This is a genomic window from Rhodococcus sp. WB1, assembly GCF_001700945.1.
Classification (GTDB): domain Bacteria; phylum Actinomycetota; class Actinomycetes; order Mycobacteriales; family Mycobacteriaceae; genus Rhodococcus; species Rhodococcus aetherivorans.
The window spans coordinates 840,512-857,555 of the sequence record NZ_CP015529.1; the positions used below are offsets into that span (position 1 = coordinate 840,512).

Consider the following 17,044-nt stretch of genomic DNA (forward strand, 5'->3'; position numbering starts at 1 on the left):
TAAGCGTTAAACCTTTCGACTCATTGAGTCAGGCAAACCTAACGTGCGGTAGCTGGTCACGCTTCGGCATAGGTACTCGTGAGTCCGGCAACGGAGTGGCAACGGATTAGGTACATTCCGGACGCGAGGATCCGTGTGATGTCGGTTATGATGCTGCGCGAGATGTGCTTCGCGCACCCGCGATCAGGGCCTACGGTGCGCAGGGGCACATTGGTGTCAGAACTTGGGGGGCGTCCGTCGGGGGCGTGCGCCGAAGTCACAGAACGGAATCGAATGAAGTTCAGGAAGCTCGCCGCCGTCGCGGCGATGACCATCGCCGCCGTCGGCGTCACCGCCGGCACGTCCTACGCCGCACCGGCGGTCACGGCACCGGAGAAGATCAACTACGAGACCAAGGCGGAGGGCGACTCCGTCGTCACCGTCATCGACGCCGGCTCGTTCGCCGTGTCCGGCGACGGCAAGAGCGTCGAGCTGCAGGACAGCGACGGCAACGCGGTCGTGAGCCTGCCGCTGGCCATCCAGCTCGGCGACCTGCAGCTGCCCTTCGAGCGGGAGATCAGCGAGGACGGCAAGACCCTCACCCTGACGCCGGTCACCGACCCGTCGAAGGCCACCCCGGTCGAGCCCGAGGACAAGGTCGCTCCGGGCCTCAACCCGGTCAGCCTCAAGCTGAGCGACGTCGCGTCGCCCGAGGAGAACCTCAAGGCGCAGCAGAACTTCGCGTCCCAGCTCGGCATCGCCACCGCCGTCGGCGGCCTGGTGGGCACCATCATCGGTGCCATCGCAGGTTGCATTGTCGGTGTCGGTGTCGGCTGCATCCCGGGTGCCACCATCGGCGGCATCATCGGCACCATCGTTGCCGGTGGTCCGACGCTGGTCGTCGCCGGCATCGGCCTGATCAACACCCTCATGGCGCCTCCGGGCACCACGGAGTGGGCCGAGAAGTAACCCTCGCCCCTCAGCCCACTGCGGCCCCGCCACCGATCCGGTGGCGGGGCCGCAGTCGTTCTCCGGGCCAGTCAGGACTGGAGCGTGATCAGCCGGAAAAGATGCACCACGATCTCGACGGCGTAGACCACTACGTCGACGCCAACCGTTGCTAGGTCTGCTGACAACAGTCACTCACCTTCTCGTCGAACCGCCGTCAACGGACGCCGGGATATGCGACGGTCCGGCCGCGGAGCACACTCCGCAGCCGGACCTCGGGACCTCAGGATCCTAAACCGGCCGGCTGGTTTCCCGTCGTCTCGCTCGGCGCGACACGCCGCACAGCACGAGGGCCCGCCTCCGGCCGGAGGCGGGCCCTCGTGGAGCTCTCAGGGAGCGGCGATCACCAGGTGCGCACGCGCAGCCCGGGGTTCTCGGCGAGGACCGCGGAGATCGGCGTCGCGAACAACTCCGGCGACTCGCCCAGCAGGCCGCTGACCACGCCGGCAATCTCACACATGCCGTACTGACCGACGTTGGAGGCGCTGGAGATGCCCAGGGCCAGGGTGCCGGTGACGATCGTGCCGCCGCTGTCGCCCTGCAGGGCGCACAGGTTGGTGGAGAAGCCGTTCTCCAGCACGCGGTGGCCGACCTCGACGGTCTGGCCCGAGGCGGTCACGACACCGCAGCTGTAGCCCGAGCGGACGCCGGACTTGCACGCGGGCGCGCCGACGACGGGCTCGGCGACGCCGGTGATCGGCAGCGGCGCCGCCAGCGGCACCCGCACACCGTTGTTCTCGAACCGGCCCTGGGCCTCGGCGGTCGGCCGGATCACGGCGTAGTCGCGGCCGTCCAGGCTGGTCTTCTCGAAGGTGCCGAGCTGCTGGCCGAGCTCCTCACCGAGCAGCTGGTACACCTTCGACGCGAACTGGGTGCCGGCGGACGGCCGGTTCGGGTCGCAGTGCCCGGCGGTGATGTTGACCGGGCGGTCCGAGCCGTCGACGGCGTTGAAGCCGAGCGAGCAGCGCAGGCCCTCGCCGGCGCCGAGCGCGGCGTAGGCGTCCCCGCCGAACAGGGCCGTCGGGGCGGCGAGGTCGGCGACGGGCCGCAGGTCGCCGGCGGCCGGCTCCGGGACGAGCGGCGCGGGCGCGAACAGCACCCGGGCACCCTGCAGGAAGTCGGGCAGCCGAATCCCGGCGACGTTCTCGGTGCGCAGCACGACGTCGTTGTTCACGACGTCGATGGCGACGCCGCGCACCAGGTCGGCGACGGCGGGCGGCTGGGTGGCCAGCCAGTCGTTCAGCGCCTTCAGTTCGTCGCGCAGCTGCGTCTCGGTGCGGTCGGTGTCCTCGACGGTGAATCCGGCGTCCTCGGCGGCCTCGCGGGCCGCGTCGTAACCCTCGCCCTCGGTCAGCCCCACCTTCGGCGTGCCGTCCCGCTCGAGCCACACGCCGGAGAACACGGCAGCGAACTCCTCCCGCGCCGATTCGGCGAAGCGGGCCAGCTCCTGGCTGCGGGCAGCATCCGTCAGGTACCGCTCGGGGCTCATCTGCAGGTCCCGGGCCAGCGCCTCCACGAGTTCGTTCGGCAGCGCCGTCGCCTCGATCGGGGCCGGGTCGGCCTGTGCGATGGCGGCGGCAGGGCCGAGCAGCATGAGCGCTGCCGAACCGTAAACCGCTGCTCGACGGGCGAAGGAGCGTCGCATGGATGCCTTCCTCGTTGATCTCCGCGACGGTGCGCGAAGATGCCGGCCCCGGGCGGGCCGGTGCTGGACGGGACGATCATATGGGGTCGGCCGCGCGAACACCCAGCCGCGCGGCGTGGCGCGGGACCTGTCAGGCTGCAGCGCCAGTGCGCACCCGCGCGCCGGTCTCGGCCTCGATGTCCTGGATCGAGATGCCCAGGCTGGAGGTGCCGCCCTGCGGTGCGAGGACGAGGTTGGCCTCCACACAGTCGGGGGCGCCGGAGCTGTTGGAACCGCTGATTACGCCGAGCGCAAGGGTGCCGGTGACGATGGCGCCGCCGCTGTCGCCGGAGAGGGTGCAGGCGGTGGTCGCGAAGCCGCGGATCGTGGTGCTCGTGCCGTCGGCACGGACCAGCTGGGTCTCGATCCGGTCGGCGGCGACGATGCCGCACGTGAAGTACGACGACTGTCCGGACTTGCACACCGGGGCGCCGGCGACGGGCGCGGCAGTGCCGGTGACGGTCAGCGTCGAGCCGTTGCCGCCGCGGATGACGGGCCGGTTCAGGCCGACGTCCTCGCCCGCCTGGTCGAGGCCGATGATGCCGTAGTCCAGGGTGCTGCCCTCGCCGACGGTCGAGCGGGTGAACGCGCCGATCTTCAGGCTCTCGTCGATGTTCTCCCGGTTGGGCAGGTAGACGGTGGAGCCGCCGTCCTCGCGGGCGACCGCGTCGCAGTGGCCGGCGGTGATGTTGGCGGCCGATCCGTCGGCGTCGACGGCGTTGAAGCCGAACGAGCAGACACCGATGCGGTCGAGCGGCGTCGAGCGGACGTCCCCGTCGGCGGTGATGTAGGTGTCGCCACCGAGCGGGCCGGGCTCGTTCGGCGGCTGGCCCGGGGTGAGCATGACCTGGACGTTGGCGATGAGCGTCGGCAGGTTCAGTGCGCGGCCGGCCGGGCTGTTGGCGATGTCGACGATCAGGCGGTTGTTGAACACGTCGATCGACGTCGCGTTCACCTGGGAGGACAGTTCGCGGGGGAGCGCGGCGACCCAGCGGTTCAGCTCGGCGAGGGACTGCTCGAGCCCGTCCGCGGACACCGGCGCGACGGTGACGTGGTAGCCGTCGTTCTCGGCCTGCCGGGCGGCGTCGGGGTTGGTGACCGCGACGACGGGCCGGCCGTCGGTGCCCAGCCATGCCCCCGCGAAGTCCTCCGGCCGTTCGGCACGGAAGCTGCGCGCGTAGTCCGCGAGTTCCTGCGCGCGTTCGGATCGCGCGAGGTACTCGTCGGCGCTGATCTTCAGGTCGCGGCTGATGGCCTCGACGAGTTCGGCGGGCAGTTGATCCGCGGGCAGCTGATCGGCCGGGGCGGCGTGGGCGGTCGCAGCGAGCGGCCCGGCCAGCAGCAGTGCCGACGCCGCCGCGACGACGACACGGCGAACGGTGGTACGAGCAGCGGCGCGCGACGCCGACGAGTGACGCATGGGGGCCCTTCGAGAATGGGTTGACGGGTTTCGTGCGCGGTCGTGCCGCGGAAGCGGACACAACCGTGTGACAGCGTACGGGACGGGGAGGGTCACCCTGCCGCCTCGGAACCGGTCGTGTCCGTTGGGTCCGGTTCCGTGGTTTCGGGGGGCGTCGACGTTGACGTCCCGGTCGGCGCGACGGTCGTGGGGGTCGTCGTCCGGGCGGGCCGGTCCCGTTCGCGGGTGGCCTCGCTCGTGGTCGGTGCGACCGTGGTCGACCGCGTGGTGGTGGACGGGGCCGGCCGGGACATCGTGGCCCGGACCGACGTGGTCGGCGGCGCGGCCTCGGCGGCGGTGCCGGGGGCGGGGGTGAGCGCCACGAGCCCGGAGTCGACGGTGGCCGGCGCCGCGTCCGGGGCGGTCGTCGTGGTGGTGGCGGTACCGGTCGGGGTGCCGGTGCTCGGGGGCACCTGCACCGCGCTCGACAGCGACTCGTAGGCGGCGCCCGCCTCCCGCACGGGTGTGTCCGCGGGGGTGTCCCGCAGCGAGAACACCAGGGCGCCCATCCCGACGAGCAGCGCGACGGCCGCCGCGACGGCGCCGCCGACGACCAGCCGGTTGTGCGGGGCCCGGTCCGGGCCCCCGGGCACCGTGTCCGCCTCGGTGCCGGCCGCTGCGACAGTGCCGGCCGCTGTGACAGTGCCGGCCGCTGTGACAGTGCCGGCCGCTGTGACAGTGCCGGCCGCCGCGACGGGGGCCGTGGCCGCGACGGGCGGCTCGACGGGGGCGACGGGGTCGAGCTGGGTGCGCGCCGCGGCGCCGGTGCGGACCGCCGGCATGATCCGGGTGGCGCCGAGCATGTCCGCGGAACCGGCCGCGGCGGCGAGCGCCGCGCCCCGCACCACCGCGTGCTGCGGCTGCGGCGGCAGCACGCACCGCACGCCCATACCGGCCTTCACGGTCTGCGCGACGAGTTGCGCCGCCGACGGGTCCACCGGCTCCTCGGTGCTGATCACGACGGCGTCGAGGTTGCTGACGAGCCAGCCGAACGCGCCGAGCGCGGCCGACAGCTGCGCGGGTACCGACGGGGCGTCCCCCTCGGGGTAACGGAACGAGCGGCCCGCGGCGACACCGGACCGCACGAGCGTCACCGTCGATCCGCCGGCGTCGAGGTGATAGACGGCGACGAGCCGGCCGCTCTGCTGTGCGACCCGGGCCTCGAACCAGGCCGCGACGGCCTCGGCGTCGGAGATCAGGGTGACGTGCCGCAGCCCGACGTAGTCGAGAGCGTTGCGCAGCACCGCCACGGTCGCCGGCGACCATGCGGTGGGATGTGCGGCGGCGACGGTCGCCGGGGCGTCGCCGACCAGGGGTGCGGCGTCGGCGAGCAGGCATTCCATCGCGGTCGCGACGAGGTCCTCCGCGCGGGAGAGGGCGCCGTCCTCGGCGCGCACCCCGGCCGGTTCGCCCACTCGGTCGACGAAGCCGGAGAAGGAGCTGCACTCGTCGGCGGCGCCGGGGTCACGGACGCCGAGCGTTGCCGTGCCGTCGGAGTGCAGGTGCAGACGGGTGAGGCGTTCGACCGGCTCGGGGTCGGGACGGATGCCCTCGGCGGAGGTGACGGCCACGGCGGACACGATGGTGCCGACTCTCAGGCCCACGCCTACGGACATGCAGAAATCCCCCCGTTCCCACTGGTTGCCGGTTGCCGAACCTCGGCGCCGTGGCCGAGCGCACGGAGCATCGAGATGAGCTCCGATCGCGAGCCGGCGCCGAGCCGCCGCCGGATGCGCGCGACGTGATGCTCGACAGTCTTCGCCGAAATGTACAGGCGCGACCCTACTTCGCGGTAGGTCAGGCCGGCGACGACGAGGTCGGCGACCTCCGCCTCCCGGTCCGACAGGGGGCTCGGCGCCGCCGGCGCGTCGGCCGCGGGCGTGGGCGCGGCGGTGCGCGGCGCGGCCGACGGGTGCCGCACGGCCCGCGCGACCTGGAGCAATGCCGTCGCCGTCGCCGTGTCGTCGACGCGCAGCGCGGCCTCGCCGGCCAACCGCGCCCCGTCCCACGGCAGGCCGATCGCGGCGAGCGATTCCGCGGCCGCCTGCACGCGCGCGGGGTCGGCATCGCCCTGCAGCACCCGCAGCCAGGCCTGCCCGGCCCGGGCCAGGGCGGCCGCGTAGGCGGTGGTCTCCGCCGCCGCCCCGAGGGCCCGGGCGTGCGGCAGCAGCTCCGCGGGCCGGTCCGCGGCGATGGCCGCCTGCACCCCGTACCAGTGCAGCGTCGCGCCCCACAGCGGCGGTTCGTCGAGGGTCGTCAGGAGATCCTGGGCCTGACCGACCAGGTGGGCGATGCGGTCGGCCTCGCCGAGCCGGACCGCGGCGAGCCACAACTCGCCGAGCGGCAGCAGGCTCAGCAGGTCCACCGAGTACTCGGCCACCACGCCCTGCGCCGCGGTCCAGGCGGCGGTCAGCGCGCCGACGTCGCCGCCTCGGCGGGCCAGGCCCACCCGCAGCCCGTGCAGGAACAGCAGGTCCCGCTGCTCGGCGGCGTGGGGGGTGAACTCGTCGGCGGCGGCCGTCGCGGCCGGCAGGTCGCCGCCGATCAGCGCCGTCCACGCCGCGAGCAGGCGGTGCCGCACGGACGGCGCCGCGGTGGCGCGGCCGAGCACGGCGCCGGCGTGGGCGAGTTCGCCGGAGTGCAGGCACAGCAGCGCGGTGATCGCCTCCGGGGTGTCGGGCAGCAGCCGCGTCCGGTCGGTCGCCCCGTGCACCGAGAGGGCCCGCGTGAGGGTGTTCATCGCGACGCGCCCGTCGCCGCCGACGGACTCGCGCAGGCCCGCGGCCAGCAGCTGCGCGGCCGCCGCGGACGACGTCGGCGCCGCGGCCTCTGTGCCGAACCGGGCGGCGGTGCCCGGGCGGCCCGCGGCGAGCAGCACCGTCGCGGCGATGGGCGCGTCGGCGCCGGCCCGTTCGGGGCCGAGCCACTCGTACAGATCCGCGCTGCGCCCCAGCATGCCGCGGCGCGCGCCACGGTCGCGGCGATGCGGGTGGCGGCGGCCAGCTCGCCGGCGGGCAGGGCACCGGCCCGGTCGAGCAGACGGTCGGTGAGCTGTCCGGCGGTGGCGAGGTCGCCGGCGAGCCCGGCGGCCTCGGCGCGGCGCACGTCCAGCGCATCGGCGTCGGCGCCGGCACGGGATCGCCGCGTCGTACAGCGTGCGGGCCTGCGCGGGGCTCGGCCGCGTCGGCGAGCGTCACGAGAAGGGCGGCGAGGCGGGCGTCGGCCACCCCGGCCTCGGCGAGAGCCCGGGCGGCGTCCGCGGTCAGCAGCCCGCGTCGAGGCGCAGCGCCGCCAGCCGGTGCGCCAGCGTGCGGACGGCGTGGGTCCCGAGGACGGCGGCGGGCACCGCGGCGGCCGCGGGGATCGGGACGTCGCCGTCGACGGTGAGCAGGCCGCTGGCCCGCGCGGCGTCGACGAGCTCGCGGGCGCGGTCCGCGTCGACGCCGAGGACGGTGGCGACCTCGAGCGGGTCGAGGGTGCCGCCGAGGCCGGCGAGGACCAGGACCCGGGGCAGGTCGGGGTCGCCGCCGCCGAGGCGGTCGCGAACGCGGGCCGCGGCGGCCCGCCGGGGATCGGTGCCGTCGCGCAACGCCGCGAGGGCCGCGTCGACGACGTCGCGGGCGCCGCCGGTCAGCCGGTGCACCGCGCGGATCGGTTCCGGGCGCGGGGTGAGACCGAGAGTTGCTGCGCGACCAGCAATTTCGCGCGGGCTGAGGGGGTGCAGTTCGACGAGCGTCGAGTGCGCGCCGAACGCGGACAGCAGCGCCCGCAGATCGCTGCGGTGCGGCCGCGGCTCCGTCGCGACGACCACCGGCCGCTCGCCGCGCCGCACCTGCTCGGCGAGCGCGAGGACCGATTCGGCGGGCAGGGTGTGCGCGTCGTCGACCACCAGCGCCGCCGGCGCGGGGGAACGCGGATCGGTTCCGACGGTGAGGCCCCGGCCGGCGAGCGTCTGCCGCACCGAGGACAGCAATGCGGACTTGCCGCTGCCGGCGGGACCGGTGAGCAGCAGCCGCGGCGGGGTCGCGGCGACGGCGTGCGCGACGTCGCGCGGCAGGGGGGTGGGCTGCGGCATCGGTCAGTTGCCGAGGAGTCCGCCGACACCGTCGACGACGCCACCGACGGCACCACCGACCCCGTCGACGACGCCGCCGACCGCGTTGCCGGTGCCGTCGAGGACCGCGCCGGCACCCTGACCGGCGCCGCCGAGCGCGTCACCGACCTGCGAGCCGTAGTTCGGGGACGGCGCGGGCGCCGGGGCGGGAGCGGGAGCCGGCGCGGGGGCGGGGACGACCGTGGTCGTGGGTGCCGGGGCGACGGTGCCGGGGGCGGGGGTGCCGGGCGCGGGGGTACCGGGGGCCGGCGCTCCCGGCGCCGCACCGGGCGCGGGGGTGCCGGCGGGAATGCTCCCGGCGGGGGCGACGGCGCCCGGCGCCCCGGGTGTCGCCGCCGTGGCCGCGGCCTGGGTGCCCGGTGCCGCACCCGGGGTGGTGCCGCTCGTGCCGGCCCCGGTGGTCGCGGTCGTCGCCGGGCCCCCCGCCGAGGCCGGGGTCGCGCCCGGGACGGTCTCGGAGGTGGCGACGCCCGCACCGGTCTCCGACGCGTCGGAGGTGCCGAGCGTGCCCATCGCGAGACCACCCGCGCCGAGCACGACGAGCGCAGCGGCCGCGGCCCCGGCGAGCACGTAGCGCCGCGAACGGGAAGGCGCCGGAGCCGCCGCGGCGGCCGGGGCCGGGACGATCGCCGGGCGAACCGGCGAGACCGTCTCGGCCGGCCGGTCGTGCAGGGTCGTCACGGGCAGCGCGGTGGTGGGCACATCGTCGTCCGCCGGCGGGGTGACGGTCGCGGAGCTCACCATCGGCGGCTGGGCCGCCGCGGAACTCACCGGCGGCTGGGCCGTCGCAGAGCTCACCGTCGGCGGCTGGGCCGCCCCGAGGGCGGCGGTGTGGGCGGGCCGCGGGCCGGCGACCACCGGAATGCCCAGCTCCGCCGAGAGCAGCTCGGCGACCAGGGGGATCGCGCCGCCGCCACCGGTGAGCAGCACCCGCCCCACGTCGGACGGCTCGACCCCGGCGCCGCGCAGCGCCTCGTGCACCAGCGCGATCGACGCCTGCAGCGGGCCGCGGGCGAGTTCCTCGAACTCGTCGCGGACGAGACGCACGTCCCGCCGCACGCCGGGCAGGTCGATCGCGACGACCGTCTCGGTGTCGGTCGACAGCTGTTCCTTCGCGGCCGTCGCGCGGGCACGCAGCTCGGCCAGCGCCGCCGTCATGGGGGCGGCGAACGGATCGAAGTCGGGGACGTCGTCGCGCACGGTGTCCAGCAGATGGGTGGTGACCAGGTGGTCGAGGTGACCGCCGCACACGTCCTCGCTGCCGATCGGGCGACCGAGGAGTACCGGCTCGGCGCCGGTGCGCAGCACCGAGACGTCGAGAGTGCGGGCGCCGAGGTCGTAGACGACGACCACGCCGTCGCCGAGGGGGCCCTGGGCGGCGTCGAGCCAGCGCACCGCGGCGACGGGTTCGGGCATCAGCGTCACGTCGGGCAGACCGGCCCGCGACAGCGCATCGCGCAACGCATCGACGGTGTAGCCGGCCCACGGCGCCGGATGCGCCACCGTGATCGTGGGCGCCTCCGGCAGGTCACGCGACGCCTCGTGCACCAGGCAGCCGATCGCCGTGGCGGTGAGGTCCTCCCCGGAGTACGACGCCCCGTTGTCGGCGAGCACCCCCACCGGATCCCCGACCCGGCTCACGAAGTCGGTGAACACCAGCGAACCCGGCGCGGCCGGACGACGACCGAGGTGCGGCGCGTCGTCGGCGGGAAGGTGCAGCTCGCTGGCGCGGGACAGGACGACCGGGCGGTACGTGTCGGCGCGATCGAACGCGGTGGCCGCCACCGAGTCCGCCGAACCGATCGTGACTCCGAGTCCTGTTGCCATGTCGTTTCGCTCCCCTGGTCGGGGCGGACGGATCCGCCGTGTCGCGTTGGATGTCGTAATCGGACACGATGTCGTTAGCCCGATTCGAGACCTTCGGCCCCGGCGCGGGGGCGATCCCCCTATCCGTCCCGATCCCCTAACCCCCGCCCCCGTACGGGCCCCGGACCGATGGGGGACTCCGCCCCCTTGGGCGGGGGACGGGCCGTTCGTAGCGTGAATCGCAGAACACCGACCTCAGGAGATGCGATGTCCACCAACGCTGTGCTCGACTTCATCCTCAGCCTGCTGCGCGACGAAGAGGCCCTCGCCCGCTACTGCGCGAACCCCGACGCCGCCCTGGCCCAGGCCGGTCTCGCCGACGTGTGCCACGCCGACATCGTCGCCGTCGCGCCCCTGGTCGCCGACAGCGGACTGTTCACGGGGACGGCCGCCGAGCTGACCGCGGCGCTCGGTGGGGCGGCGGGTGCGGCCGGCGCGATCGGTGCCGGTGCGGCCGGTGGTCTCGCCGGTGGCCTGGCCGGCGGCGCGGGCCTCGGTCTCGCCGGCGGGGCGGGGCTCGGCCTGGCGGGTGCCGTCGGCGGCGGCCTCGGCGGCGGTCTCGGCCTCGACACCGACTTCGCGGCCGAGCTGGCCGCCGATCTCGCCGGCACGCTGGGCGCGGCCCTGGAACTCGGCGGCGATCTCGGTGCCGCGCTCGGTGCGGCGTTCGGAGCGGCCCTCGGCGCGGGCGGCGCGCTCGGCGGCATCGGTTCCGGCGCGCTCGACCTGGCGGGCGACCTGGACCTGGGCGCGGCGCTCTCCGGCGCCCTCGCCGGCGGCCTCGGGCTCGACGCCGCGACCGGCGTCGTCGCGGACCTCGGTGCAGCGCTCGACGCGGCGCTCGGCGCGACGGCCGGGACCGCCCTGGACCTGTCGGGTGCGCTCGAGGCCGCCTTCGGCGTCGGCGGTGAGCTCGGCGGCCAGCTCGGTGGGGCCCTGGGCGGTCTGCTCGACACCGCGCTCGCCGCGGGCGGCGGCTTCTCCACCGCGGTCGAGGCGGCCCTCGCCGGTGGCGCGGACCTCGCGACGGCCGTCGGCGCGACCCTCGGCGGCACGCTGGGCCTGGGCACCGACCTCGCCGGACAGCTCGGCGGCGCCCTCGAATCCGTGCTCGAGGTCGGTCCCGGGCTCGCCGGTGGCCTGGACCTCGGCGGTGGCCTCGACGCCCTCACCGGCGTGACCGCGGGACTCGGAGCCTCCCTGTCCGCGCTGCTCGAGGCGGGCGGCTCCGTCGCCGGTGATCTCGGTGGCACCCTCGGCGCCGTACTCGAGGGCAGTGCCGACGGCGGGCTCGTCGGCGGCGTGGACCTCGGCACCGCGGTCGGCGGCCTCCTCGGCGGCGCGCTCGGTCTCGAGAACTCCGCGACCCTGGAGCTCGGCAACGCCCTCAACGTCGCGCTCGACCTGTCGACGACCGTCGAATCGAGCGCCGACGGCACCCTCTCCGCGGTGCTCGGCTCCGCGTTCTCCGTCGGCGGGGAAGCCGGTGCGAACCTCGGTTCCGCGCTGGGTGGGGTGTTCGAGGCCGGCCTCGGCGGAACGCTCGACTCCACCGTGGACCTGAGCTCCCAGCTGGCCACCACCCTCGGCGGCGGTCTCGGCGCCGACGCGGACCTGACCGGCCAGCTCGGCTACGCCCTCGACGGCGCGCTCGACCTCGGCGGGCAGCTCGCCGGCGGCGGCGAGGCGGTCGGCGGCCTCACCGGCGACGTGTCCGGGGGACTGGATACCGTCGCTGACCTCGGCGCCGGACTCGGCAGCGGCCTGAGCGGTGGGTTGACGGGCGGGCTCGACGGGGCAGCGGACCTGGGCGGGGACCTGGCCGGTGGATTGACCGGCGGGCTCGACGGGGCAGCGGACCTGGGTGGCGGGCTGGCCGGTGGACTGTCGGGCGAGCTCGACGGGGCAGCGGACCTGGGCGGGGACCTGGCCGGTGGATTGACCGGCGGGCTCGGGAGCGCCGCGGATCTCGGGGCGGGGCTCGGCGGCGGCCTGACCGGTGGCCTGGAGGGTGCCGCGGACCTCGGCGGCGAGCTGACCGGTGGCCTGGCGGGCGGCCTGGGCAGCGCGACCGACCTGGGCGGCAGCCTGAGCGGTGGCCTCGACGGCGCCGCGGGCGGCGCGTCGCAGGTCGGCGGCGCCGTCACGGGCGGGCTCGAGGGAGCCACGGACGCCGGCGGTGCGCTCGGTACGGGCCTCGGCGGCGCGGCCGAGGGCACCTCGCAGCTCGGTGGCCAGCTCTCGGGAGCCGTCGACGGCACGACGGATGCGTGGTCGTCCATCGACGCCGGCGACGTCTTCGGCAGCGCGGGCGGCACCGGTGGCCTGTTCGGTTCCGCCGACACCGGTGCCGACGCCGATCTGCACGGCGGGATCGACGCCGGCGCCGGTGCCGGCACCGATTCCGACTTCGACACCTTCCTCGGCTGACCCACCGCACGGACCCGGCGCCGGCCCCGCGTGCACCACGCGGGGCCGGCGTTCGTCGCGGAGGACATAATCTCGGTGCAGCCCGCACTCCGACAGAAGGCGAGTCGAAGCGATCACCATGCACACGTCGTCCGCAGATGCCGCCGCTCGCCGCGCGGCCCTCGTCGAACTGATCGACGCGGCCGCCGAACACATCCGCGCCGCCGAGCGCGGTGACCTCGCCGCCAGGCTCGAGGCGGCGCGCACTCGCGTCGTCGACCCCCGGCTGCGGGTCGTCGTCGTCGGCCAGCTCAAACAGGGCAAGAGCCAGTTCGTGAACTCGCTCCTCAACCTCGAGGTGTGCTCGGTCGGCGACGACGAGACCACCGCGGTGCCCACCGTCGTGCAGAACGCCGACCGCACCTTCGCCGAACTCGTGCTCGCCGAGCCCGGCCGCGATCCCGTCCGGGTGGACCTGCCCATCGACGAGTTGCAGCACGTCACGCCCGGCACGCCGCGCGCGGGCGGCCGGGAAGTGCTGCGGCTCGAGGTGAACGTGCCGAGCCCGCTGCTCGCCGACGGTCTCGTCCTCGTCGACACCCCCGGTGTCGGCGGGCACGGAAACCCGCACGCCGCAGCAACATTGGGTCTGCTTCCGGCGGCCGACGCGGTGTTCGTCGTCTCCGACGCCAGCCAGGAGTTCACCGAGCCGGAGCTGAGCTTCCTGCGGCAGGTGCTGCAGCTGTGCCCGGCCGCAGCGGTGCTGATCACCAAGACGGACCTGTACCCGCACTGGCGCGAGATCGTCGCCGCCGACCGCGGGCACCTGCAGCGCGCCGGCCTCGACGTGCCCCTGCTGCCCGTCTCGTCGCTGCTGCGCAGTCACGCCCTGCGCCTCGACGACGCGTCGCTGCACGAGGAGTCGGGCTTCGAATCGGTGTACGGGTTCCTCCGCGAGCGGGTCGTCGCGCGCGGCGCCGACGCCGCCCGGCGGTCCGTCGCGCTGGACGTGAAGTCGGTCGTCGAACACGTCGCGCTCGGCCTGGGCAGCGAGCTCGCGGCGCTGCGCGACCCCGAGACCGGTGCGGCGGCCGTCGCGGAACTGCAGCGCGCCAAGTCCGCCGCGGAGGCGCTGCGCACCCGGGCCGCCCAGTGGCAGCAGACCCTGGCCGACGGCATCGCCGACCTCGCCGCCGACATCGACCACGACCTGCGGGACCGGCTGCGCCGGGTCACCCGCGAGGCGGAGGCCACCGTCGACGAATGCGACCCCGGTGAGGAATGGCCGCGGATCGGGGAATGGCTGGGCGAGCAGGTCGCCGAATCCGTGGGCGACAACTTCGTGTGGGCCCACGAACGTTCGGTGTGGCTCGCGGAGGTCGTCGCCCGGCACTTCGCCGACAGCGGTGCGGTGGACCTGCCGGATCTGCGCCTCGGCGACCTCGAGGGGCTGCTCGAGCCCGTCTCCCGGCTCTCGGACCTCGAGTCGGGCCGCATCGGCGTCGGCCAGAAGATGCTCGTGGGAATGAAGGGCTCCTACGGCGGCGTGCTCATGTTCGGGCTCATCACCACGCTCATGGGCATGGCGCTGGTCAACCCGATCTCCGTCGGGGCGGGAGTTGTGCTCGGCACCAAGGCCTATCGCGACGACAAGCAGGCGCGCATCGCCAAGCGCCGCGCCGACGCCAAGGTCGCCGTCCGCAAGTTCACCGACGACGTCGGCTTCCAGGTGGGCAAGGAGTCGAAGGACCGGCTCCGGCTGATCCAGCGCCAGCTGCGCGACCACTTCACCGAGCTGGCCGAGCAGACGCTGCGGTCGCTGTCCGAGTCGCTGCGCGCCGCGCAGGAGGCCGCGACGGTCGAGGAGGCGCAGCGGCAGCGCCGCATCGCCGAACTCGAGACGCACGTGCGTGCGCTGACGACCCTCCGCGAGCGGGCCGCGCAGCTGGCCGGGGCCGGCGCGTGAGCGTCGAACAGGCCCGCGAGCTCGTCGCCCACGCGCGTGCCCGGTACGGCGGCGACCCGCGCGCCGCCGAGCAGCTCGCGCTGTGTGCGGCGCGGCTCGAGCAGCCGCTGCGCGTCGCACTCGCCGGCTCTCTCAAGGCCGGCAAGTCGACGCTGCTCAACGCCCTGGTCGGGCAGGACATCGCCCCCACCGACGCCACCGAGTGCACGCGCGTCGTCACGTGGTACCGCAGCGGCTCGACCCCCTCGGTCACCGCCCGCTACGACGGCGACCGGATCCTCCCGGTGCCGGTGCAGCGCCGCGACGGCCGGCTCACCTTCGACCTCGGCGAGCTGACCGCGGACCGGGTGGACCGCATCGACGTCGAGTGGCCCGCCAGTGCGCTCGCCCAGACCACGATCATCGACACTCCGGGCACGTCGTCGCTGTCACAGGACGTCTCGGCCCGGACGTTCGAGCTGCTGACCCCCGACGACGAAGCGTCCGGCGCCGACGCCGTCGTCTACCTGATGCGCACCCTCGGTGCCGCCGACGTGCAGTTCCTCGGCCGGATCGGCCAGCACGTGGGCGGCGAGTCCGGCCCGCTCGGGGTGATCGGCGTGGTCTCCCGCGCCGACGAGGTCGGCGCCGGCCGCATGGACGCGATGATGTCCGCCAAGGAGGTCGCGGCCCGGTTCGCGGGCGAGCTCGAGCGCACCGGACTGTGCCAGGCCGTCGTGCCGGTCGCGGGGCTGCTCGCGCTGGGCGCGCGGACGTTGCGGCAGAGCGAGTTCGCCGCGTTCGAGGCGCTCGCGCAGGTGCCGTCGCAGGATCTTCAGGTGGCGATGCTGTCGGCGGATCGGTTCGCGCGCCCCGACATCGCGCTGCCTGTCGATCCGGGGACGCGGGCGCACCTGGTCGACCGGTTCGGCCTGTTCGGGATCCGCATGGCCGTCACGCTGATCCATCTCGGGGTACGGGACTCGCCGACGCTGGCCGCGGAACTGGTGGCGCGCAGCGGGCTCGACGAACTGCGTCAGGTGATCGACGTGCAGTTCGGCCAGCGCGCCGATCAGCTCAAGGCGCATTCGGCGCTGATGTCGCTCGAACGGGTCCTGCGCGCCCACCGCGACGGCCCGCTGCTCGCCTCGGTGCAGCGGCTGCTCGCCGACGTCCACGGCTTCACCGAGCTGCGCTTGCTCGGCCGCCTGCGCTCGACCCGGGTCGCGCTGAGCGAGAACGACCTGCTCGAACTGCAGCGGCTGATCGGCGGTTTCGGTATCGGTCCTGCCCAGCGGCTGGGTCTCGGGCCGGAGGCGACCGCCGCGGAGATCCACGCCGCCGGCGTCGCCGCCGTCCGCACCTGGCGTGCCCGCGCCGAGCATCCCCTGCTCGACCGGTTCACCGCGAACGCGTGCAGCGTGGCGGCGCGCAGCGGGGAAGGCATCCTCGCCGACGTCGCAGGCTGACAGGTCTCGGACTTCGACAACGGTCGCGACGGTTGTTGAAGTCCGAGACGCATGTGGACACATTTGTCCACAGTCGGAGCACTCATCCACAGATTCGCGGTTGCGGGTTCCGTGTCGCCTCGACCGGGCCGGATCGATCTCAGACTCGACGCCATGGTCGATCCGATCCTCCGCTCCGCCGCCCTCGCCTCCGGGACCACGGAGGCAGAACTTCGCCAGGCGCTACGCACGGGCGAACTCCAGCGCATCGCTCCCGGTGCCTACCTTTACCGCACCGTCCTTGAAACGCTCGACGCGACCGAGCTGCACCGTGCCCGGATTCGCGCCGTCCGGTGTGTGCTCGGATCGAGAGCCGCGATCAGCCATGTTTCGGCGGCGATCGTCCACGGGTTCGACGTCTGGGACGCCGACCTTTCCCGGGTCCACCTCACGCACAACCGTGCCACGGGTGCGCGGCGCACCACGCATCTGCACTCGCACGCGGCACCGTTGGCCGTCGATGACGTCGAGATCGTCGACGGTGTGCCCGTCACCTCCGCAGCCCGGACCGTCGTCGACCTCGCACGTACCCTGCCGCCCGAGCAGGCGGTGGTGATCGGGGATTCGGCGATGCGTATGCACCCGGCACTCGACCTCCGGGCCGCGCTCGACGCGGCCGGGAGCAGGGCGGGAATCGCCGCGGCGCGCCGGATCGCCGGTCTCCTCGACGGGCGTAGCGAGAGCCCTGGCGAGTCGCTCAGCCGCCTGCGGATGCGTGAGGCAGGTACCCGCCCGCCGGAACTGCAGCACGAGCTGCGCACGCCCGCGGGCCTTTTCGTCGCCCGGGTCGACTTCTTCTGGGAGGACCCCGGCATCGTCGGCGAGTTCGACGGCATGGGCAAGTACGGAAGCGGGGCACCGGGTGTGGCCGCCGACGTAGTACGGCGGGAGAAGCTGCGGGAGGATGCGATCCGGGAGCTGGGTCTCGAAGTGGTGCGCTGGACGTGGGCCGAACTGTTCCGGTTCGACGTCGTGCTGGAGCGGCTGGCTCGGGCTGCCGAACGTGCCCGACGGTAGACACAACTCCCGGACATCGACAGCGGTTGCGACGGTTGTCGATGTCCGACAGCTG

The 17,044-nt window shown here is 74.6% G+C and carries 10 protein-coding genes and 1 pseudogene; 5 read left to right on the forward strand and 6 right to left on the reverse strand.

Annotated elements, in window-relative coordinates; all coding sequences use genetic code 11:
- Positions 1–273: 273 nt before the first annotated feature.
- Positions 274–948 carry a hypothetical protein gene (locus A4U64_RS03810; RefSeq protein ID WP_065922205.1) on the forward strand — a complete coding sequence of 225 codons (675 nt, stop codon included), beginning with the start codon at positions 274–276 and terminating at the stop codon, positions 946–948.
- 382 nt (positions 949–1,330) lie between these two features.
- Here A4U64_RS03810 and A4U64_RS03815 read toward each other — a convergent pair whose 3' ends face one another.
- From A4U64_RS03815 to A4U64_RS03835, 6 genes and pseudogenes are all read right to left on the reverse strand, one after another.
- The gene (locus A4U64_RS03815; RefSeq protein ID WP_065922206.1) at positions 1,331–2,632 is read right to left on the reverse strand and encodes a S1 family peptidase; all 1,302 of its coding nucleotides are present in this window, start codon (positions 2,630–2,632) and stop codon (positions 1,331–1,333) included.
- Between the two features lie 130 nt (positions 2,633–2,762).
- Positions 2,763–4,091, reverse strand: coding sequence for a S1 family peptidase (locus A4U64_RS03820; RefSeq protein ID WP_065922207.1), 1,329 nt, complete (start codon positions 4,089–4,091; stop codon positions 2,763–2,765).
- Positions 4,092–4,183: 92 nt separating this feature from the next.
- Complete coding sequence (locus tag A4U64_RS03825; protein WP_065922208.1) at positions 4,184–5,746, reverse strand: hypothetical protein; 1,563 nt, start codon at positions 5,744–5,746, stop codon at positions 4,184–4,186.
- A pseudogene (locus A4U64_RS29205) lies at positions 5,737–6,225 on the reverse strand (helix-turn-helix transcriptional regulator); the annotation flags it as partial. The gene A4U64_RS03825 and the pseudogene A4U64_RS29205, both read right to left, overlap by 10 nt.
- 1,167 nt (positions 6,226–7,392) lie before the next feature.
- On the reverse strand, positions 7,393–8,205 hold the full coding sequence (locus tag A4U64_RS28700) for a nucleoside-triphosphatase (protein WP_232334168.1): 813 nt from the start codon (positions 8,203–8,205) through the stop codon (positions 7,393–7,395).
- 3 nt (positions 8,206–8,208) lie between these two features.
- Positions 8,209–10,071 (reverse strand): Hsp70 family protein, encoded by a 1,863-nt coding sequence (locus A4U64_RS03835; protein ID WP_065922209.1) that lies wholly within the window; start codon positions 10,069–10,071, stop codon positions 8,209–8,211.
- A gap of 246 nt (positions 10,072–10,317) precedes the next feature.
- Here A4U64_RS03835 and A4U64_RS03840 point away from each other — a divergent pair, with 246 nt between their 5' ends.
- The 4 genes from A4U64_RS03840 (at position 10,318) to A4U64_RS03855 (ending at position 16,989) form a co-directional block, all read left to right on the forward strand.
- Positions 10,318–12,540, forward strand: coding sequence for an IniB N-terminal domain-containing protein (locus A4U64_RS03840; protein WP_065922210.1), 2,223 nt, complete (start codon positions 10,318–10,320; stop codon positions 12,538–12,540).
- 118 nt (positions 12,541–12,658) lie between these two features.
- Positions 12,659–14,485: a dynamin family protein gene (locus A4U64_RS03845; RefSeq protein ID WP_006945110.1), complete on the forward strand. Its 1,827-nt coding sequence runs from the start codon at positions 12,659–12,661 to the stop codon at positions 14,483–14,485.
- The gene (locus A4U64_RS03850) at positions 14,482–15,933 is read left to right on the forward strand and encodes a dynamin family protein (RefSeq protein ID WP_050035742.1); all 1,452 of its coding nucleotides are present in this window, start codon (positions 14,482–14,484) and stop codon (positions 15,931–15,933) included. The genes A4U64_RS03845 and A4U64_RS03850 overlap by 4 nt, the downstream gene beginning before the upstream one ends.
- A 153-nt stretch (positions 15,934–16,086) precedes the next feature.
- Positions 16,087–16,989 (forward strand): hypothetical protein, encoded by a 903-nt coding sequence (locus A4U64_RS03855; RefSeq protein ID WP_065922211.1) that lies wholly within the window; start codon positions 16,087–16,089, stop codon positions 16,987–16,989.
- Positions 16,990–17,044: the final 55 nt, after the last annotated feature.

Coding starts and splice junctions, on each gene's coding strand:
- A4U64_RS03810 (WP_065922205.1), top strand. CDS start 274: ATGAAGTTCAGGAAGCTCGCCGCCGTCGCGGCGATGACCATCGCCGCC.
- A4U64_RS03815 (WP_065922206.1), bottom strand. CDS start 2,632: ATGCGACGCTCCTTCGCCCGTCGAGCAGCGGTTTACGGTTCGGCAGCG.
- A4U64_RS03820 (WP_065922207.1), bottom strand. CDS start 4,091: ATGCGTCACTCGTCGGCGTCGCGCGCCGCTGCTCGTACCACCGTTCGC.
- A4U64_RS03825 (WP_065922208.1), bottom strand. CDS start 5,746: ATGTCCGTAGGCGTGGGCCTGAGAGTCGGCACCATCGTGTCCGCCGTG.
- A4U64_RS28700 (WP_232334168.1), bottom strand. CDS start 8,205: ATGCCGCAGCCCACCCCCCTGCCGCGCGACGTCGCGCACGCCGTCGCC.
- A4U64_RS03835 (WP_065922209.1), bottom strand. CDS start 10,071: ATGGCAACAGGACTCGGAGTCACGATCGGTTCGGCGGACTCGGTGGCG.
- A4U64_RS03840 (WP_065922210.1), top strand. CDS start 10,318: ATGTCCACCAACGCTGTGCTCGACTTCATCCTCAGCCTGCTGCGCGAC.
- A4U64_RS03845 (WP_006945110.1), top strand. CDS start 12,659: ATGCACACGTCGTCCGCAGATGCCGCCGCTCGCCGCGCGGCCCTCGTC.
- A4U64_RS03855 (WP_065922211.1), top strand. CDS start 16,087: ATGGTCGATCCGATCCTCCGCTCCGCCGCCCTCGCCTCCGGGACCACG.